Source organism: Enterococcus sp. AZ035 (genome assembly GCF_050548325.1).
GTDB lineage: Bacteria > Bacillota > Bacilli > Lactobacillales > Enterococcaceae > Enterococcus > Enterococcus faecalis.
Window position 1 is genome coordinate 2,601,545 of the sequence record NZ_CP172958.1, and the last position, 19,586, is coordinate 2,621,130.

The 19,586-nt window shown below is 40.1% G+C and carries 22 protein-coding genes; 11 read left to right on the forward strand and 11 right to left on the reverse strand.

Annotation, left to right across the window (positions count from 1 at the left end):
• Positions 1 to 149: 149 nt before the first annotated feature.
• Positions 150 to 695 carry a cysteine hydrolase family protein gene (locus IGL32_RS12475; protein WP_002360970.1) on the forward strand — a complete coding sequence of 182 codons (546 nt, stop codon included), beginning with the start codon at positions 150 to 152 and terminating at the stop codon, positions 693 to 695.
• Between the two features lie 204 nt (positions 696 to 899).
• On the opposite strand, the gene lrgB is transcribed toward IGL32_RS12475, so the two are convergent.
• The 8 genes from lrgB to IGL32_RS12515 all read right to left on the reverse strand — a co-directional run bounded on the left by lrgB (position 900) and on the right by IGL32_RS12515 (position 7,702).
• A complete protein-coding gene (gene lrgB / locus IGL32_RS12480) occupies positions 900 to 1,583 on the reverse strand; it encodes an antiholin-like protein LrgB (RefSeq protein ID WP_002365411.1) in 684 nt (227 codons plus the stop codon).
• On the reverse strand, positions 1,580 to 1,999 hold the full coding sequence (gene lrgA / locus IGL32_RS12485; RefSeq protein WP_002367481.1) for an antiholin-like murein hydrolase modulator LrgA: 420 nt from the start codon (positions 1,997 to 1,999) through the stop codon (positions 1,580 to 1,582). Before lrgA ends, lrgB begins: the two co-directional genes overlap by 4 nt.
• A gap of 151 nt (positions 2,000 to 2,150) precedes the next feature.
• On the reverse strand, positions 2,151 to 2,879 hold the full coding sequence (locus IGL32_RS12490) for a LytR/AlgR family response regulator transcription factor (RefSeq protein WP_002367483.1): 729 nt from the start codon (positions 2,877 to 2,879) through the stop codon (positions 2,151 to 2,153).
• Positions 2,860 to 4,629 carry a sensor histidine kinase gene (locus IGL32_RS12495; RefSeq protein ID WP_002354827.1) on the reverse strand — a complete coding sequence of 590 codons (1,770 nt, stop codon included), beginning with the start codon at positions 4,627 to 4,629 and terminating at the stop codon, positions 2,860 to 2,862. The genes IGL32_RS12490 and IGL32_RS12495 overlap by 20 nt, the downstream gene beginning before the upstream one ends.
• 91 nt (positions 4,630 to 4,720) lie before the next feature.
• Positions 4,721 to 5,539, reverse strand: coding sequence for a MetQ/NlpA family ABC transporter substrate-binding protein (locus IGL32_RS12500; RefSeq protein WP_002387408.1), 819 nt, complete (start codon positions 5,537 to 5,539; stop codon positions 4,721 to 4,723).
• Positions 5,540 to 5,551: 12 nt separating this feature from the next.
• A complete protein-coding gene (locus IGL32_RS12505) occupies positions 5,552 to 6,223 on the reverse strand; it encodes a methionine ABC transporter permease (RefSeq protein WP_002368484.1) in 672 nt (223 codons plus the stop codon).
• A complete protein-coding gene (locus IGL32_RS12510; RefSeq protein ID WP_002354824.1) occupies positions 6,220 to 6,942 on the reverse strand; it encodes a methionine ABC transporter ATP-binding protein in 723 nt (240 codons plus the stop codon). The genes IGL32_RS12505 and IGL32_RS12510 overlap by 4 nt, the downstream gene beginning before the upstream one ends.
• Positions 6,943 to 7,303: 361 nt before the next feature.
• Positions 7,304 to 7,702, reverse strand: coding sequence for an OsmC family protein (locus tag IGL32_RS12515; protein ID WP_010706969.1), 399 nt, complete (start codon positions 7,700 to 7,702; stop codon positions 7,304 to 7,306).
• Positions 7,703 to 7,902: 200 nt separating this feature from the next.
• Here IGL32_RS12515 and rpsN point away from each other — a divergent pair, with 200 nt between their 5' ends.
• From rpsN to IGL32_RS12540, 5 genes are all read left to right on the forward strand, one after another.
• On the forward strand, positions 7,903 to 8,172 hold the full coding sequence (rpsN, locus tag IGL32_RS12520; RefSeq protein WP_002354822.1) for a 30S ribosomal protein S14: 270 nt from the start codon (positions 7,903 to 7,905) through the stop codon (positions 8,170 to 8,172).
• A gap of 110 nt (positions 8,173 to 8,282) precedes the next feature.
• On the forward strand, positions 8,283 to 8,432 hold the full coding sequence (gene rpmG / locus IGL32_RS12525; protein WP_002354818.1) for a 50S ribosomal protein L33: 150 nt from the start codon (positions 8,283 to 8,285) through the stop codon (positions 8,430 to 8,432).
• A 15-nt stretch (positions 8,433 to 8,447) separates the two neighbouring features.
• Entirely contained in the window at positions 8,448 to 9,422 is a 975-nt protein-coding gene (locus IGL32_RS12530) for a CobW family GTP-binding protein (RefSeq protein WP_002367488.1), read from the forward strand.
• A gap of 34 nt (positions 9,423 to 9,456) precedes the next feature.
• Positions 9,457 to 9,579, forward strand: coding sequence for a putative metal homeostasis protein (locus tag IGL32_RS12535; protein ID WP_002383181.1), 123 nt, complete (start codon positions 9,457 to 9,459; stop codon positions 9,577 to 9,579).
• A gap of 20 nt (positions 9,580 to 9,599) precedes the next feature.
• Complete coding sequence (locus tag IGL32_RS12540) at positions 9,600 to 11,135, forward strand: zinc ABC transporter substrate-binding protein AdcA (protein WP_010824040.1); 1,536 nt, start codon at positions 9,600 to 9,602, stop codon at positions 11,133 to 11,135.
• A 57-nt stretch (positions 11,136 to 11,192) separates the two neighbouring features.
• Here the strand turns inward: IGL32_RS12540 and IGL32_RS12545 are convergent, their stop codons facing one another.
• The 3 genes from IGL32_RS12545 to IGL32_RS12555 form a co-directional block, all read right to left on the reverse strand.
• The gene (locus IGL32_RS12545; RefSeq protein WP_002413934.1) at positions 11,193 to 12,167 is read right to left on the reverse strand and encodes a tRNA dihydrouridine synthase; all 975 of its coding nucleotides are present in this window, start codon (positions 12,165 to 12,167) and stop codon (positions 11,193 to 11,195) included.
• Between the two features lie 188 nt (positions 12,168 to 12,355).
• Positions 12,356 to 13,126, reverse strand: coding sequence for an ABC transporter permease (locus tag IGL32_RS12550; RefSeq protein WP_002354811.1), 771 nt, complete (start codon positions 13,124 to 13,126; stop codon positions 12,356 to 12,358).
• Positions 13,119 to 14,054, reverse strand: a complete 936-nt coding sequence (locus IGL32_RS12555) for an ABC transporter ATP-binding protein (protein WP_002354809.1) — start codon at positions 14,052 to 14,054, stop codon at positions 13,119 to 13,121. Before IGL32_RS12555 ends, IGL32_RS12550 begins: the two co-directional genes overlap by 8 nt.
• Before the next feature lie 257 nt (positions 14,055 to 14,311).
• On the opposite strand from IGL32_RS12555, the gene IGL32_RS12560 reads away from it, so the two are divergent.
• The 5 genes from IGL32_RS12560 to IGL32_RS12580 all read left to right on the forward strand — a co-directional run bounded on the left by IGL32_RS12560 (position 14,312) and on the right by IGL32_RS12580 (position 19,558).
• The gene (locus IGL32_RS12560; protein ID WP_002354802.1) at positions 14,312 to 14,731 is read left to right on the forward strand and encodes a PTS sugar transporter subunit IIA; all 420 of its coding nucleotides are present in this window, start codon (positions 14,312 to 14,314) and stop codon (positions 14,729 to 14,731) included.
• Between the two features lie 12 nt (positions 14,732 to 14,743).
• A complete protein-coding gene (locus IGL32_RS12565) occupies positions 14,744 to 15,235 on the forward strand; it encodes a PTS system mannose/fructose/N-acetylgalactosamine-transporter subunit IIB (protein ID WP_002354800.1) in 492 nt (163 codons plus the stop codon).
• A gap of 16 nt (positions 15,236 to 15,251) precedes the next feature.
• The gene (locus IGL32_RS12570; RefSeq protein WP_002365419.1) at positions 15,252 to 16,067 is read left to right on the forward strand and encodes a PTS mannose/fructose/sorbose/N-acetylgalactosamine transporter subunit IIC; all 816 of its coding nucleotides are present in this window, start codon (positions 15,252 to 15,254) and stop codon (positions 16,065 to 16,067) included.
• Positions 16,064 to 16,891, forward strand: a complete 828-nt coding sequence (locus tag IGL32_RS12575) for a PTS system mannose/fructose/sorbose family transporter subunit IID (protein WP_002354796.1) — start codon at positions 16,064 to 16,066, stop codon at positions 16,889 to 16,891. Before IGL32_RS12570 ends, IGL32_RS12575 begins: the two co-directional genes overlap by 4 nt.
• Positions 16,892 to 17,038: 147 nt before the next feature.
• Entirely contained in the window at positions 17,039 to 19,558 is a 2,520-nt protein-coding gene (locus tag IGL32_RS12580) for a sigma 54-interacting transcriptional regulator (RefSeq protein ID WP_002358978.1), read from the forward strand.
• Positions 19,559 to 19,586 lie beyond the last annotated feature (28 nt).

A 19,586-nucleotide genomic window follows, 5' to 3' on the forward strand; every position in this document is an offset into this window, starting at 1 on the left:
AATTTGTAGCAAAATTATAGCATGTTTTTTAGCCAAAGCGTTTATTTTGAAACAGCTTTTTTAGAATTTGATGTACTTTTATCATTTGAAATGCTTTCTTAAAAGCTGTAAAATGAACAAAATGACTTTAACCTTTAGGAGGTTGCCAAATGAAAGCTCTGATTTCCATTGATTATACGAATGATTTTGTCGCCACAGACGGAAAACTAACCACTGGTGCCGCTGGGCAAGCCATTGAAACGGCCCTTGTTCAACAAACAAAGCACTATTTTGACAATGGCGATTTTGTGGTTTTTGCCATTGATGGGCATGACCCCCTAGATCGCTATCATCCTGAAAATAAACTTTTCCCGCCCCACAATGTCTTAGGAACTGACGGGCGTAATCTGTTTGGCTCGCTAGCTGATTTTTATCAAGCTCACAAAAATGAGGCAACCATTTATTGGATGGACAAACGGCACTATTCTGCTTTTAGTGGCACGGATTTGGACATTCGATTACGAGAACGAGGAATTACAGAGCTTTGTTTAACTGGTGTTTGTACAGATATTTGCGTGTTGCATACGGCTGTCGATGCCTATAATTTAGGCTATCAATTAATGATTCCTGAACGCGCCGTTGCTAGTTTTGATGAACAAGGACACGAATGGGCGTTACGCCACTTTAAACAAACTTTAGGAGCAACCATTCTATAAAAAGACTGGTCAATCCGACCTATCTATATTCAAAAAATCCTGTGAACAACGCAAAAGCCAACCTTACTATGGATAAGGTTGGCTTTTTTACACTCATTTTAACTCCGAGCCTACGGATTAGTGATAACTAGCATTCACAGAATAAGCAGAGACTGTTAGCTGATAGAAATTAGCTACTCATAAAAAGTGAGGAAGCCCACTTTTTTATAGACCAATGACCGTTGCAAAGAAAGGAACTACTAAAACAGTAACTACGCCAACCACTACGACAGAAATACTAGCCATAGCAGCCTCTGTTTCGCCCATTTCTATGCCAACTGCCACACCTAGGGCATGTCCGGCCGCACCTAAAGCTAAACCTTTGGCGATTGGATTGTTAATCTTAAACCATTTCAATGCAATTCGACCCAAGGCATAGGTTAGTACACCATTGAAGATTACAGTAAACGCCGTAATGGAAGCAATGCCGCCAACAGTTTGAGAAATAGGTACGGCAATCGCTGTTGTAGCTGCTTGTGGTAAGATTGAGGCCACTAAATGATTATCCATGCCAATCACTTTTCCTGCAAAATAAACAGCCACTAGCGAACCAAAAGAACCAATTGTTAACGCCGTTAAAATTTCTAACCAATATTTTTTCAACACGTCTCTCTTTTTATATAAAGGAATCGCAAACGCTACTGTCGCAGGCTCTAGAAAGAAGCTGATATATTTGCCACCTTCATTGTATTGCTCGTAACTAATTCCTGTTACTTTTAAAACGACAACGCCTAAAATCATCGCAACGAATAATGGCGTAAATAAGAAGAAACCTTTACTTTTTTTAAACAACCAAGTACCTATGCCAAATACAGCTAATGAAATAATAATGCCAACATACGGATTCATGCGCGAACCTCTCCTTTCGCTTTCTTCGTTGCTGCGGGTTCTTTTTCTTTTCGAGCATCTTTCATATGCAATAAAAAGGCGCCCGTCCAACCAGTTGTTGCTAGTAACGCTAATGTTGCTACTAAAATAACAAAAATAATTTGAACGCCAAATTGTTGCATAATCCCTAAAGAATTAACTAAGGAAATCCCTGAAGGAACAAATAAAAATGTAATAACCGTTGATAAGCTATTACCTAGCCCTTCCACTTGCTCCAATTTAACAACTTTTGTACATAAACCAATGAACAATAACACCATGCCAATTACTGAAGCAGGCATTGGTATTGGGGAAATGAACGCCAAGCCGTTGGCGATTAACATAATAATGGCAAAAACTGCTGCTTGTTGTAAAAATGAATATACTTTCTTTTCCATTCTTCTTCGCTCCCTTTTGTCTGTTTTCTATGGGTTAAGTATATAAAGAAAACGTTTTTTTAAGGGCTTTTTTTCATGAAATGCCAGAATTTCTTCACCAAATGCAAAAATCACCACTTGAAATGCATTCGACATTTCAAGTGGTGATTTTTTAACTTAAGCCAAGTTTTTCTTTAAATTCTTTGACGTATGAACGGCTAACAGGTACTTTTGAGCCGTTGGTTAAAATTACTTGCAACGTGTTATTAAACCACGGCTGAATTTCTTGAATTTTTGTTCGATTCAAGATGAAACTTCGATGCGTTTTAATAAAGAGCGTGGCAGGTAATTTTTGTTCGATACTGTTGAGGGTCCCTGTCATCTTGTAGACCTGTTGATCTACAAAAATGCTCAGTTGCCGTTCTTCGACAGAAACGAGGTAAATATCTTCTGGCGCCACAAGATAAATGCGGTCTTCCCCTTGAATAGGTATTGCTTCAGATTTTGGTCCTTTTTCGGCAGTGTTTTCTGGGACAGCTTGACCCATTTCTTTCGATGCTTTTTCAATGACTTGTGTTATTTTTTCTTCTTCAAAAGGTTTCAAAATATAATCTTTTGCATTCACTTGAAAGGCCTTTAACGCATATTGATCATAGGCGGTTGCAAAGACCAAGTAGGGCGCTTTTTTAAGATGGGTTAATTTTTCCGCTAAATCAAACCCGCTTTCATCGGTCAAATGAATATCTAAAAATAACAAATCTGGCTTTTGATCCATCATCTCTTCCATTGCCTCCGCCACAGAATCCGCTTCTGCAACGCTCGTCACTTGCGGATGTTGGGAAACAAGATAGCTCAATTCTTCTCGTGCTAAGGGCTCATCATCAACGATTAATACGTGCATCTAATTCCTCCTGTTCCATCGGGATTTCTAAATGAACATGGCTCCCGCCTGTCTCTAAATTTTCAATTAAAAAACAACCTTCTGATCCATAAAGGTTCGCCATTCTGCGGGACAAGTTTTCCAGTGCCGTGCCGGTGCCTTTTTCCGAAGTCACTGTCGTCTTTCCTAATAGCAAGCGGCGTTCTTCAGGAATCCCTTGCCCATTGTCATACACATCCACATGTAATTTGTGTTGTTTTGCTTTGACCACTACCCGGACTTGATTGTTCTCCTTCCGGCTGCCAAATGCATGCTTGATGGTATTTTCCACTAACACCTGAATCGCATACGGCGGTACTTTTTCTGAAGCAACCGCTTCTTCCACGTCAAATGTTACTTGATAACGATTCGGAAACCGTGCTTGTTCTAATGACAAATAGGCTTTTACTTGTTCTAGTTCTTGTGAAACTGGGATCGTAGTTTGCACGGCTCCCTGCAAGTTGCCTCGAAAGTATTTGCTTAATTGGAGCAATAGTTTCCGCGCTTTTTCACTGTCTTTCCGCATTAATGCGGAAATAGTATTGATGGCATTAAAGAAGAAATGCGGGTTCACTTGCGCTTGCAAGGATTTAATTTCAGCTTCTTTAAGTAATTTTGATTGTACTTCCGCTTCACCTAATTCAATTTGTGAAGAAAAGATTGTCCCAAGACCTTCTGCTAACTGCTCCTCGACATGCGTTAACTGCGCTGGATCTGTAAAGTACATTTTTAAGGTGCCAACAATTTGCTGATGGGAAAATAATGGAATCACAATCGCCGCTTGCAACGGACAATTAGGGTCCGAACAACCAACTTCTTCTTTGGCATGCGCGATGGTCATTCGGCCCGTCCGTAACACTTCCCGAGAAAGCTCCGTAATGACTTCTAGCTCTGGAATATGATGATCGCTTCCTGCGCCAACATGAGCTAAAATTTGATGACTGTTTGTCATGCTAATCGCACTGACTTTTGTATAATGCTTAATAATCTCCGCAACTTTTTTGCTGGAATTTTTATTGAGGCCTTCTCGAAAATATGGCAGTGTTTCCGCTGCTAATTCCAAAACATCGTGCGTCTGAACCGCTTTGGCCTGCTCTTCTTGTTTCAATGTCGTCGTTAGAATCGACATAAAAATGAACGTTCCTACGCTATTTAACAAAATCATCGGCAGCGCAATAAAACGAACCAACGTGGCCCCATCCGATAGATCACCGCTGAAAAAGAAAATAAAAATCATCTGAATCATTTCCATGCACGCTCCGACAATGGCAGAAAAGCCGGCAGACGGAAAAACAGTTTGCTTTGCCATGCGGCTCCCTAAAAAACCGGCAATTAAGCCAACAATTAAAGAAGCAGGCACATAAAAGAAACTATGCCCCCCGCCTTGAATAACCCGATGAAAGCCAGCAATTAAACCAACCGCACTGCCGACAATCGGACCACCCACTAATCCAGAAACGCCAATTACTAACGTACGCGTATTCGCAATGGAAGCATTGCTGCTTAAATAGGTTAGTAAATTATTGGGAACAATCTGATTCTTAGCGATTTCGATACCTGTAAAATTAGAAATAATAGCAAATAAACCAAAAATCAAAATCAACTGAACTTTTGAAGACATTTTTTCACGACTTAATAAAACACGCTTAAAATAAGGCACATTCACTAAAAGAAAGGCCAGTAAAATAATTAAGCCCACCCGTTCCATCATTAAAATAAATAATTCGACCACACCGGCACCTCCTTCCTATTAACTATACTATAAATCAAAGAAAAGAAAAAAATGAAGCTTCTCAAAAAAGAGGCTTCATTTTTTCTATTCATTAAAACGCAGGAATATTGGCGCCTTTAGAATTTTTCTTGATGTATTCAGCAACTTCTTTTGTTGTCATCGCTTCTTTTAAAACCTTGATTTTTTCGCTATCTTTTTCGCCTTTGCGTGTCACAACTTGCAATGCGTAATGTTTACTTGCTTCTTTATCTTCTAACAAGATCGCATCTTTCGTTGTTAAACCAGCAGGTTCTAAGTAGGCTGGGTAGCAGAACACCATAGCGATGTCTTTTTCATCATAGGCTTTAGCTAAATTCAGTAAATCAATGCTTTCAAAAGTGATGTTTTTAGGATTTTCCACGACATCTGCCACCGTGCCGTTAAAGCCGACACCTTCTTTTAATTTAATCACGCCGTTTGCATTTAAAATTGCTAAAGCACGACCTTCATTGGTTGGATCGCTAGGAATCCCCACTTTGGCATTTTCAGGTAAATCTTTCGCATCTTGGTATTCTTTTGAATAGAAACCACCAGCAAAATAATAAATCGGTTGCACAGCCACTAAATCAGCTTTTTTCTCTTTGTTAAACATTTCCATGAAGGGTTGATGTTGCGCAAAATTAGCATCCGCTTCGTCATGTTGCACGGCATCGTTGTAGGCAACATTGTCGCTCACTTCCATAATGTTAATTTTGTACCCTTTTTTCTCAGCTTCTTTCTTGGCAATCTCCAAGATATCTTTTGAAGATTCCAATTGCACGGCCACGGTAATCTCCTTGTCTTCTTTCTGATCTGCTTGTTTATTTCCCCCACAGGCAGCTAAAATAACTGTTGCAATAACAGCGAATGTTGCTAAATAAAACTTCTTCATTCTTTTGTCCTCCTACTTTCTTTTGTCTAGTTTTTGGGCAATGAAGTTCCCAAGCATTTGTAAAATGAAGACCAGTGCAATCATAATCACAATGGCAACATACATAATACCGTATTCATACCGTTGATACCCGACACGAACTGCAAAATCGCCAATCCCGCCGCCACCAACAACACCCATCACCGTGGAATATGAAACCATACTCACTGTCGTGGTTGTGTAAGCAAGGACCAATCCGCTACGTGCTTCCACCAATAAAAAGTGCCAAATGTATTGGACTTTCGAGGTGCCTAACGAATTAGCTAAAAAATAAATTTCTTCTGGAACATCCAACAGCACTTGTTCAACCAAGCGAGCAAAAATCGCGATCGCAACAATACTCAATGGCACAGATGAAGGAATTGGGCCAAACGCCTTTCCTAAAACAGAACGAGTAACTGGAATCAACGCAATCACAAATAATAAATAAGGAAACGAACGAATAACAGTTACAATGAAATTTAAAACCCAGTATAGCCAAGGTTGATGCCCTTTGACTTTCGGATTAGCCAAAAATAGTCCTAAGCCTAAAGGCAAGCCGACAAGCAAACAGATAGCCATCGAAATCGACATCATAATCCCTGTTTCTTTTAAGCCCACCAGCATAGATGGCCAATATTCGGCAAAGGTTTCTGAAAAAGTCATGGGCGCAAACTCCTTTCCACTTTTTCTAAATAGGAAAGCGGTTCTTCCTCATATTGCTGAGGATTATTCAGAAATTCGCCAATTAACTGACCTTTTTCCATCACTAAGATACGATTACATAAGCGCTTCACGGTTTCTAATTCGTGACTGACAAAGAAAATAGTCGGTCGGAATTCCTGATGCGTCTTATGTAATAGTCGAACGACACTTTCTGTATTTTCTTCATCTAATGAACTCGTTGCCTCGTCACATAATAACCATTTTGGATTACGGCTCAACGCTCGAGCAATAGAGACACGCTGTTTTTCCCCACCAGAAAGCTGAGCAGGATACGCTTCTGCCTTATGGGCCATATCAACAAACGTTAATAAACGCTCAATTTTTTCAGGCTGTTTCTCTTTTAAAAGTTTCAAAGGCAACGCAACATTATCATAAATTTTCAAATTTTCTAACAAATTGTAATGCTGAAACACCATCCCCATTTGTTGTTGCTGCTGGCGAACTTCTTTTTTAGAGAAGGTTTGAACATTTCTGCCATCAATGCGAATTTCCCCTTCACTCGGTTGTTCCATTAAATTCAACAAACGTAACAACGTGGACTTGCCAGAGCCACTTTTCCCAACAATCCCAACGATTTCTCCTGGTTGGACAGAAAAGTGAATATTTTTTAACGCGTGTGTCTCTTGATAGACTTTCGACACATTCACTAACTCAATCATGATTACCTCCTAAAGGCCGACAAACAAACTATAACAACTAAAAAAACTGTATAACAATTAAAGTAATTCTGTGAAACGATTTAAAAAAACTATTACGAATTAAAAAATAACACACGTTTCGAAAAACAGCGTTATATCAGAGATGTAACTACTTACATCATCTACTAAAACAGAAAAAAAAGCAACCTTTTTTTTTGTGAAAAAAACACTATCTGTTTTTTGTCTGTATTATTTTGTACAAATGAATTAAAAAATTCCTGTTTCTACAGCTATTTCCCTACGCTCCTCTAAAAAAAGACATTCTCAGAAACGAGGCATCCAAAAAGGGAAAAGCGCTCGTAACGATAATGTCTCTAATGGTTTACTTTTTAAAGACAACTGTTTCTTCGACAGTAATTCTTTCAGCCAATGATTGAATCACTGGACAGTTTGGGGAGACAAGCTTCAAACACCGTGTCGCCCGTTCTTGAAAGGCTTCTGGAACAGACACATAAAAGAGAATCGTCACCTGTTTTAATGGTTGTGCGCGTCTCTCTACTTCTCTTGAATACGTGACTTCTATTTTTTCAAACTCAAAGGGAATGTGCGAATTTTCCAAAACGGATTGATACACGTACCCCCCACAAGCGCCAATTGCCGAAACGAGCATTTGAACTGGCGAGTATCCCTCTTCTTTTGATAACACCCAGCGCGCTGTTTTCGTTTGTAATTCAAATTTTTCCACACCACGAATAATCGTCAAACGTTCTACCATTGCCATCTTCACTCCTTTTTACTCTTTCTTAAAAGATACTACAAAACAGCGCTAAAACAAACATTTCTAACTTCTCAACTTAGCAAGTCCTAAAAAAAACGAAATTCTCACTTGACAAACAACCCAACACCTGATAATATACTTCCGTTCAAATCGTAACCATTACGATTTAGATTTTATAAATCCAAAAAGAAAGGAAGTGCCTTATGGCTAAAAAATCAAAAATTGCTAAAGCAAAAAAACAACAAGCAATGATTGCAAAATATGCACCTATTCGCCAAGCCTTAAAAGAAGCTGGCGATTATGAAGGTCTTAGCAAATTGCCAAAAGATGCTCATCCAAGTCGCTTAAAACTCCGCGATCAAACAGATGGGCGCCCACGTGGCTACATGCGTAAATTTGGCATGTCTCGGATTCGTTTCCGTGAATTGGCTCACCAAGGCTTGATTCCTGGCGTCAAAAAAGCAAGCTGGTAACTCATTATTTCGATAAAGACAACTAGCGAGGACGGTCGCATTTGGGCTGACCTCGCAGCCCCCTTTATCTTTTATACGCAATTAAAAAAATCAAATTGGAGGACGGTACTATGCGCCAAACCATTACGTTAGCTTGCGCTGAAACTGGCGAGCGCCTTTACTTAACAAGTAAAAACAAACGAAATACACCAGAAAAATTACAGCTGAAAAAATATTCACCAAAATTACGGCGCCGCGCACTTTTCACTGAAGTCAAATAACAGGAGGAAAACTTGATGGGCATTCCAATCACCATTGTTTCTGGCTTTTTAGGCGCAGGAAAAACAACCTTAATTAACCATGCGCTTGCGCAGTCACCGTTTCCTAAAGAAGAAATTATTATTATTGAAAATGAATTTGGTCAAACAGGCGTTGACCACGCATTACTTTTACAAACCACGGAACGAATTATTCAATTAAATAACGGTTGCATGTGCTGCAGCTTACGAGGAGATCTTCTTGCCTCTTTATCAGCAATCTTAGAAGTGTACCAAGAAGAACAACAACCCATTGCCCAAGTCATTTTAGAAACAACGGGCATTGCTGATCCGCAACCAATCATTCAAACAATTTTAACGACCCCGCACATCAAAAATCATTTCTATATAGACAGTCTCTTAACGGTCGTTGATGGGCATCATTGGCAACAACAGCTTCAAGAAGCCGAAGCCATCAAACAACTGGCCTTAGCAGATCGCCTCTTTTTTTCTGTCAAGGAACCAGCAGACAGCACTCAGCTACCAACGTTCCAAGAAACCCTTCGTACCATTAATCCTTTTGCTGATATTTTATCCTTTCAAGCCAACGAGCCTCTTTTGGCTAGTGACTTTTTTCAATTAAATAAGTTTACGGCAACACTTACAGAACACGAAATGACTCATTCCCCGCATGAGCACGCCCATGAGCATCATCACCATACCTTTCACTCCCTTACGTTAACGGCGTCCTCAGCCCTCAACGAACCTCTTTTCACTCGTTGGCTTGATTGGTTAATGTATACACATCAGGAAAAGTTATACCGTTTCAAAGGGATTCTCGCCTTACAGGAGCATGACTTGGCCATTGCCATGCAAGGCGTCAACCAGCAAGTGGCCTTTCAAATGACGAATCAACCCCCTCAAGAAACGACAATTGTTCTGATTGGCAAAGAATTAGAGACAAAAAAAATCCAAGAAACCTTTCAAACCCTCAACAAAATAGCTACTCCGTAAATTAATTTTTTACGAAATGGAGGTCCTATATATAATGGAAAAAACTGACTTATCTAGCGCTTATCGTCGACTGAAAAGTCCCAACATCAAAACACGAAAACGCGCACTTAAAATCATTAAAGAACATAAGCGCAATAAACAAAAGAAAATTGCGTAATTCACTAAAGGAGCACACCTATGAAAAAATTTACTCTTCCCCTGTTAGCCGCCTTATCGCTAATTCTTTTCGGCGCTTGCGGCAGAACAAACACTTCTGATAAAACAGCTGACGGTAAAGAAAAACTTTCCATTGTCACGACTTTTTATCCTATGTACGATTTCACTAAAAATATTGTAGGCGATGAAGGAGACGTCAAATTGTTAATCCCTGCTGGTTCTGAACCCCACGATTATGAACCATCCGCCAAAGATATGGCTACCATCCATGATGCGGATGTTTTCGTTTACCACAATGAAAATATGGAATCTTGGGTACCAAAAGCTGCTAAAGGCTGGAAAAAAGGAGCCCCGAACGTCATTAAAGGTACCGAAAACATGGTCTTACTTCCTGGCAGTGACGAAGACGGACACGACCATGACCACGAACATGGCGAAGAAGGCCACCACCATGAATTAGATCCGCATACTTGGGTTTCGCCCCATCGTGCCATCCAAGAAGTTACAAACATCAAAGAACAATTAGTCAAACTTTACCCTAAAAAAGCCAAAACATTTGAAACAAACGCAGAAAAATACTTAACAAAATTAACAGCCTTAGACAAAGAGTTCCAAACAGCTTTGAAAGACGCTAAGCAAAAAAGTTTTGTTACCCAACATGCTGCATTTGGTTATCTTGCCTTAGATTACGGCTTAAAACAAGTGCCAATAGCTGGTTTAACACCTGAACAAGAGCCAACAGCAGGGCGCTTGGCAGAGTTGAAAAAATATGTCACAGACAACCAAATTCGCTATATTTATTTTGAAAAAAATGCCAACGATAAAATTGCTAAAACGTTAGCTGACGAAGCGAATGTTCAATTGGAAGTCCTAAACCCGCTAGAAAGTTTGACACAAAAACAAATGGACAATGGCGAAGATTATCTTTCTGTAATGAAAGAAAACTTAACTGCTTTGAAAAAAACAACAGATACAGCCGGGAAAGAGGTTCAGCCAGAAACCTCTGAAAAAACAGAAAAAACCGTGGCTAACGGCTATTTCAAAGACAGTGAGGTGGCTGAGAGAACACTGGCAGATTACGCTGGAAATTGGCAATCCGTCTATCCTTTATTAAAAGATGGCACATTAGACCAAGTCTTCGATTACAAAGCGAAACTGAAAAAAGATAAAACACCAGCCGAATACAAAACCTACTATGATGCCGGCTATCAAACTGATGTCGACCACATCAACATCACTGATTCCACCATTGAATTTCTGGTCAATGGCAAACCACAAAAATTCACCTATAAAGCAGCCGGTTATAAAATTTTAAACTATGCAAAAGGCAACCGTGGCGTCCGTTTCCTTTTTGAAACAGACGATGCCAATGCTGGGCGGTTTAAATACGTCCAATTTAGCGACCACAACATCGCACCAACGAAAGCCGCTCATTTCCACATCTTCTTCGGCGGCGATAGCCAAGAAAGTCTGTTCAATGAAATGGACAACTGGCCAACGTATTATCCAAACGACTTAAGCAAACAAGAAATTGCCCAAGAAATGATTGCGCATTAAGCATTCAAAAGAGAGGAGGTAGCATTAGCTAAAATGCTACCTCCTCTCTTTTTTTATTTAGTCAAGCACACCATGTTCTGCTTCAAACGTCGCTAACAACTGGCGCACTTCATCCGTTGATTTTGTATTCATTAATTGTGCTCTTAAATCACTGGCACCTGGAAAGCCTTTGACATAAATTTTGAAGAAGCGATGCAGCCCAACGATGGAGCGAGGCACCAATTCTGCATACTTGTCTTGCAAATCCAATTGTAAACGTAACAAGCCCAGTAATTCTTGTGGCGTATGTGTTTTGGGTTCTTTTTCAAAGGCATAAGGATTTTTAAAAATCCCCCGACCAATCATGATGCCATCTACACCATATTGTTCTGCTAATTCTAGGCCCTTTTGACGATCGGGAATATCCCCATTAATCGTAATTGTCGTTTGCGGTGCGACACGGTCCCGAATAGCCATAATTTGCGGAATGACCTCCCAATGGGCATCCACTTTGCTCATCTCTTTTCGTGTTCGCAAATGAATGGATAGATTCGCAATGTCTTGCTCTAATAAATGCGTGATCCACGCCTCCATTTCCGCCATTTCAGTAAACCCAATGCGTGTTTTGACACTAACAGGTAAGCCACCTGCTTTGGCAGCGTCAATCAATTCAGCCGCGACTTCTGGGCGCAAAATTAGCCCGCTGCCTTTTCCACGCTCAGCCACGTTAGGCACAGGACAGCCCATATTTATGTCTAACCCTTGAAAGCCCATCTCCGCTACGCCGATACTCATTTCACGGAAAAATTCCGGTTTATCCCCCCAAATATGTGCCACCATCGGCTGTTCATCTTCTGTAAAAACGAGGCGCCCGCGTACACTATCTTTTCCTTCAGGATGACAATAACTATCCGAATTAGTAAATTCTGTAAAAAACACATCTGGTGCCCCAGCTTCTTTCACGACATGACGAAAGACCACATCAGTGACATCTTCCATCGGTGCTAAAACAAAAAAGGGCTTTGGCAATGTTGCCCAAAAATTCTTGCTCATCTTCATATACTCCGTTTCTGATTTTTTCTTTATTTTCAACGACAATTGTCGACATATTCTGGTGCGAAACATTGCTATTATACAGGGAAATGCACGAAGAATCAAAAAAGGCATACTTAGAAACAAGAAAACTGTCTGAATCTGCTCGCTAGAATGAGTGATTCAGACAGTTTAATCTTTTTACGGCTTTAACTACGTAAGCCACGCCCTGTTTCTACAAGGTACCAACAAATGCCATATAAAACGACAATAAATAAGATTAAAATGGTCATAGAAATACCAATTGGCACATCTTGAACCCCTAGGAAACCGTAGCGGAACCCAGAAATCATGTAAACAATCGGATTAACTTTTGAGACAGCTTGCCAAAATGGCGGCAACATGGAAATGGCATAGAAAACCCCACCCAAATAGGTTAAAGGCTGTAACACAAAGGTTGGCACAATCGATACATCATCATAGGATTGCGCAAAAATACCATTTAACAAACCAGCTAAAGAAAAAAGAATCGCTGTCATCAATAAAGTCATGATGACCATCAGCCAAGAAACAACGTGCAATGGCACAAAAAATAGAGAAATGATGGTGACTAACGCACCGACCAAAATACTACGACCAACGCCCCCAATCACAAATCCCCAAATAATCACATGAGTTGGAACTGGCGCCACGAGAATTTCTTCGATATTTTTCTGGAATTTTTGTGAGAAAAAGGAAGATGAAACATTGGCGTACGAACTTGTAATGGCTGACATCATAATTAAACCTGGCACGATAAATTCCATATAAGAAAAACCGCCCATGTCGCCAATTCGCCCGCCAATCATTTTCCCGAAAATCACAAAATATAAGGACGTCGTAATTACTGGCGGTACCAGTGTTTGGACCCAAATCCGTAAATAACGGTTGGTTTCCTTCACAGCTAAACTTTTTAAAGCAGTAAAATACAGACTAAACATGTTGATCCTCCCTTTGGTACGTATCCTCGGTAATCTTCAAGAAGAGCTCTTCCAAACGGTTGGACTTATTCCGCATTGACAATACTTTGATTCCTTGTTGACTTAGCTGTTCAAACAAGTGATTGACTCCTTGGTTTCGTTCCACTTCCACCGCTAACGTTAACTCGTCCTCAAATACGCTTTGATAGCCTTCAATAACTGGCGCCTGCGTATAAGGTGCTAAATCAAAAATAAACGTTTCAAATTGTAATTTTGCTAACAAGTGCTTCATGCTGGTGTTTTCAATCAATTCACCAGACTGAATAATCCCAATGTTGCGACACAACATCTCAGCTTCTTCTAAGTAATGGGTCGTCAAAATAATCGTGGTTCCCTGCGCATTTAACTCTTGTAAAAAGGCCCACATTTCACGGCGCAATTCAATATCGACACCTGCAGTTGGTTCATCTAAAATCAATAACTTCGGCTCATGCATCAGCGCGCGAGCAATCATCAAGCGACGTTTCATTCCGCCAGAAAGCATTCGCGCCCGTTCGTTCCGTTTTTCCCATAAATTGGATTGTTTTAAATACTTTTCACTCCGTTTCATGGCTTCTTTACGAGACACCCCATAATAGCCCGCTTGATTGACCACAATCTGCTGGACCGTTTCAAACGGATTGAAGTTAAACTCCTGCGGAACTAACCCAATCTGTTGCTTCGCCCGCACCATCTCCGTATCTAAATCATACCCAAAAATTTTGACTTTCCCCGAAGTCTTATTAACTAACGAGGTCACAATCCCAATCGTCGTTGATTTTCCTGCGCCATTCGGTCCCAAAAGAGCATAAAAATCGCCTTCTTCGACTGTTAAATCAATCCCCCGCAACGCTTCAACACCTGAAGCGTACACTTTGCGTAAATCTTGTATCACAAGAGCATCAGTCATTCGTAACTCTCCTTAATGTATAAATATTCATGAATATTATTGTAACACTTCTCGATAAAAACGGGGGTTATTTTGATTAAATTTTACAGTTTTGCTTAGCTATTTTTCAACAACAAACTAGCCAACGATTAACGTGTTTATTTTGATTCAAAACTGTTTAAACAGTTTCAAGAGCGTTAAAACCCTTTCAAATCAAGGATTTAGAGTTCTCTTTTTTTGGCACAGAACTTGCTTTATATAAAAGTGAGGTGAAAAGAATGAAAAGAAAATTTTTAATTGCTAGTCACGGAAACTTAGCGAAAGGCTTCCAAAGTTCCTTGGATATTCTCGCAGACAAAGGAAAAGAGCTGGCGGTCATCAATGCCTATGTGACTCCTGAGGACTACACGCCAATTATTCAAACGTTTCTTCAGTCCCTTGGCGCAGAAGAACAAGCTATTATTTTAACAGATTTATATGGTGGTAGTGTCAATCAAAAAATTGTTCAAGAAGTCATGACGACAAAACCAGACAATGTTTTTATCATTTCCAATGCCAACTTAGCCATTGCCTTGTCGCTGATTTTCTTAAAAGAAGGCGAAAAGCTAACCAAAGAAGATATTCAAGCAGCAATTGCTGAAGCACAAATTCAATTCGTTGAATTAAACCCATCAAATGAAGAAGAAAACTTTTTTTAGGAGGAAATTAAAATGATTACACAAGTACGAGTAGACGACAGATTAATTCACGGCCAAGTAGCCGTAGTTTGGACCAAAGAATTGAATGCCCCCTTATTAGTTGTAGCGAATGATGAAGCAGCCAAAAACGAAGTAATGCAAATGACGTTAAAAATGGCGGTCCCTAATGGTATGAAACTATTAATTCGCTCAGTCGATGATGCGATTGATGTCTTCAATGATCCTCGGGGCAAAGACAAACGAATTTTTGTAATTGTGAACAGTGTAGCGGACGCTACTAAAATTGCGAAAAACGTGACAGATATTGAAAGTGTGAATGTTGCCAACGCTGGCCGCTTTGATAAATCAGATCCAGCCACCAAAACAATGGTTTTCCCAAGTGTCCAATTAAACCCTGAAGAGTTAGAAGCTGCCAAAGAATTAGCCAGTTTGACTCACGTGGAAAGCTATAACCAAGTCCTGCCAACCAACTCAAAATTAAGTCTAAAACAAGCCGTCAATTAAAAGGAGGAAATGAACAATGCTTATGCATGCAACAATGGCAGCCTTAGCTGTATTTATCTGTTTTGCTGGGAATTATTTAACTGGTCAAAGTATGATGGAACGTCCCTTAGTCGTTGGATTAGTCACAGGAATTTTAATGGGCGACATGAAAACAGGGGTCTTAATGGGGGCCTCTTTGGAAGCAATTTTCTTAGGAAATGTTAATATCGGTGGTGTTATCGCAGCGGAACCTGTAACTGCGACTACTTTAGCCACAACGTTTGCAATTATTTCAAATGTCGAACAAAAAGCCGCCATGACGTTAGCCGTACCAATTGGGATGTTAGCCGCTTTCGTGGTGATGTTTTTAAAAAATGTCTTTATGAATATCTTTGCTCCTTCTCTTGACAAAGCAGCACGTGAAGGCAACCAAAAAATGGTTGTGACACTGCATTACGGAACGTGGATTATTTATTATTTAATCATCGCTTCGATTTCATTTATCGGAATTTTAGCAGGAAGCGGGCCAGTAAATCTGTTTGTTGAAAGTATTCCACAAAATTTGATGAACGGCTTAAGCGCAGCTGGCGGACTTTTACCTGCCGTTGGGTTTGCTATGTTAATGAAACTGTTATGGGATAATAAATTAGCCGTCTTTTACATTTTAGGCTTTGTTTTAACCGCGTACCTACAATTACCAGCCGTTGCGGTAGCGGTCATCGGGACAGTAATTTGTGTCGTGAGTGCCCAACGGGATGTAGAATTTCGCGACATTCTAAAAAGAAAACCTGCGGCGTCTTCTGCGGTTGAAGGCAGCGCGAAAGAAATCGAAGAGGAGGACTTTTTCGCATGAAGTTAAAAGAGAATTTATCTAAAGAAGAGAAAAAAATGATGCGCTCTGTTTTCTGGCGTTCTTGGACGATGAACGCTAGCCGGACAGGAGCTACACAATACCACGCAGTGGGTGTCATGTACACTTTACTCCCAGTTATCAATCGTTTTTATAAAACCAAGGAAGAACGGGCCGAGGCATTGGTGCGTCACACCACTTGGTTCAATGCAACCATGCATATCAATAACTTCATCATGGGGCTCGTTGCTTCGATGGAAAAACAAAACAGTGAAGACGAAAATTTTGATGCTAGCTCTATTACAGCAGTTAAAGCCTCACTAATGGGGCCACTTTCAGGCATCGGTGATTCCTTCTTCTGGGGCATCTTGCGTGTCATTGCTGCCGGTATTGGGATTTCATTAGCCAGCACTGGTTCGCCATTAGGGGCGATTGTCTTCTTACTTTTATACAACGTTCCTGCGTTCCTGATTCACTATTATGCGTTGTATAGCGGCTATTCAATCGGTGAAAGTTTTATCCAAAAAATGTACGAATCAGGCGGAATGAAGATACTCACAAAAGTATCAAGTATGCTAGGCTTAATGATGATGGGCAGTATGACTGCTTCAAATGTAAAATTCAAAACGATTCTTGAAGTTTCCGTTAAAGGAAGCAAAGACGTAGTTAAAATCCAAGACTATTTGGATCAACTATTCGTCGGTATCGTACCATTAGCCGTGACGTTACTTGCTTTCTGGCTATTACGCAAAAAAGTCAATGTTAACGTAGTGATGTTTGGCATCATGTTCTTAGGCATCTTGCTAGGATTACTAGGCATCTGTTAAAATTGAAACAATAAACATTTAATTATTAAACACTTAGAGCCTGAGACAAAAATCCAAAGTGATTTTTATCTCAGGCTTAAAAGCTGATAAACGGCGGGAACAGAAGCAACCCCTGTCCCGACCTCTCTTTTGGAAGGACGATGAATCATGCGCTTGGAGACCTACCAACACTTAGTTGATATTTTAGAAACCAGCAACACCCCGATGAGCACACAAGAAATTGCCACAAAAATTCAATTAAGCCGCTCGGTAACCAGCTTATACTTAAATAAATTATTGGAAAAAGGTGAAGTCCAACAAACGGGAAAAAAACCCGTTTATTGGCAATTAACCCGTGCAACAACCCCCACTACCGATGTGTTTCGACAATACATCGGTAGCCAAGGCAGCGCCAAAAAAGCCATCGAACAATGCAAAGCCGCTATGTTGTATCCCCCATTGGGTATGCCTTTATTAATCCATGGAGCCAGTGGCGTCGGCAAAAGCTTTTTGGCAAAGCTGATTTATGAGTATCTGAAAAATGAACAAATCATTGGCCTGGAAAAATTCTACACCTTTAACTGTGCCGATTATGCCAATAATCCCGAATTGCTATCATCCATTCTCTTCGGCCATACCAAAGGCGCATTCACTGGGGCTGAATCAGAAAAACAAGGACTCTTGGCCCAAGCTAATAATTCCGTACTCTTTTTAGATGAAGTACATCGATTATCCAACGAAAACCAAGAAAAACTCTTTCAGTTTATGGATACAGGGACCTTCCGCCCTATTGGTGAAGAAGGAAAAATGGTGCATTCCAAGGTCCGGCTACTATTTGCGACCACCGAAAACCCGAAAAAAGTCTTATTACCAACCTTTTATCGCCGAATTTCCGTAATCGTCTCACTTCCGAACTTCAAAGAGCGCCCCATTCGAGAACGGATTGCGATTTTGAAAAACTTATTTCACCGAGAAGCGAAACGAATGACCAAAGACATCAACGTGGACGAAGAAATCTTTACGGCATTATTAGAAAATGACGAACCTGGCAACGTGGGAAGTTTATCCAACAAAGTGCAGCTCCTTTGCGCGTCGCAATTACGAAAAACTTTGCCCAATCAACCCGTCGTCATTGGCGATGCGACTCAACCAATGATTGCGATTCCTTTAGACAAAGAAGTGTTAGAAGAAGACACACTTTCTTCCGATATTTTCGCAACATTTGAAGCCTTATTTACAAAAGAAAAAACACTGGCCCACTTAAAAACTGAACTGACACAATTCATTAAATATTGTTTAGACGATGAAATAACCTTAGAAAATGATTATTTTTTACAAAACCTAGTCACGGAAGTCCAAACCAAAAACAAACTAATTATTAACCAACCTGAACAAACTGAAAAACCGATGAAAGATGTTGCCAAATTGCTGAAAATTTTACCGCCAACATTTAACGAAACAATGCTCCTTCCAGTCCAAGCACAGTTAAAAGAACACTATCCGCGAACGGTTTCCCTCGTGAAAAACTTAGTCAGTCCGCTGCCAGAAGAATACCGTTTCTTGACAGAGGTACTCTTATCTGTATTACTTAGCGGAGAAATTTCTGAAACGATTCCTTACCAAGCGCTCCTCGTGGCGCATGGTGAATCGACTGCCACAAGTATTCAAGCCGTTGCCAACAAATTATGTGGTACCTATATTTTCGATGCGATTAACATGCCCTTAACCTCCTCCGTCCGAGATATCGTCGCCGAAGTTAAAGACTGGCTTTCTCAGCGGGACACATCACAAGGCGTCATTATGCTCGTCGATATGGGTTCCCTGACACAACTTTATAAAAGTTTGAAACCGCAAATTCTTGGAGAACTCTTGGTGATCAATAACCTGACCACTGCCTATGCGTTGGAAATTGGTCATCAATTAATGAACGAACAACTTTTCTATGGTATTGCTAAAACCGCTGAAAAAAAATTTAAAACCGATGTACAGTACTTTGAAGGCTTTTCAGTGGAAAAAAATATCATTGTCTCTAGTATTTCAGGTCTGGATATTGCCAAGCAAATCAAACAAATCTGTCAAAAATACCTGTATACTGATATTAAAGTCATTACTCTAAAATACAAAGATTTGGTAAACACGTTAGACATTGCCAACGCCGAAGAAAATTATTTAAAAGAAACCTCGCTCATTTTGACGACGTCCTACTTAGACAATCATACGAATGTTGCTAGCGTGAATCTCTTAGACATGTTAGACGAAGATGCAGGAACCCAGTTGATGGAACCTTTCCAAAACTTGATGCATCCCAATAACATCGATAGCATGATTAACGAATTTGTTCACTTCTTCTCGAAAGAAGGCTTGTCAGAAAAACTAGAATTTCTAAATCCTGACGTCATTATTAAACAAGTCGAAAACGTTACAAAAAACATTGAAAAACGCTTCGACCTCACACTCAGCGGCAAAATGAAATTTAACTTAATGATGCACAACGCGCTCATGGTAGAGCGAACCATGCTCGGCGTTGAAGACTATGAAATCCCTGCTAACCTCGAGGAACTAACCATTAACCAAAAACCATTTTTCCAAAATGCTAAAAACATTTTCTATACCCTAGAACAGTTTTATCGAATAGAGATTTCCAACTGGGAACTCTATGTGATTTATGAAATTTTGTCTTCTCGGTGAGGGGGATGGGAAAAGCCACTTTCCAGAG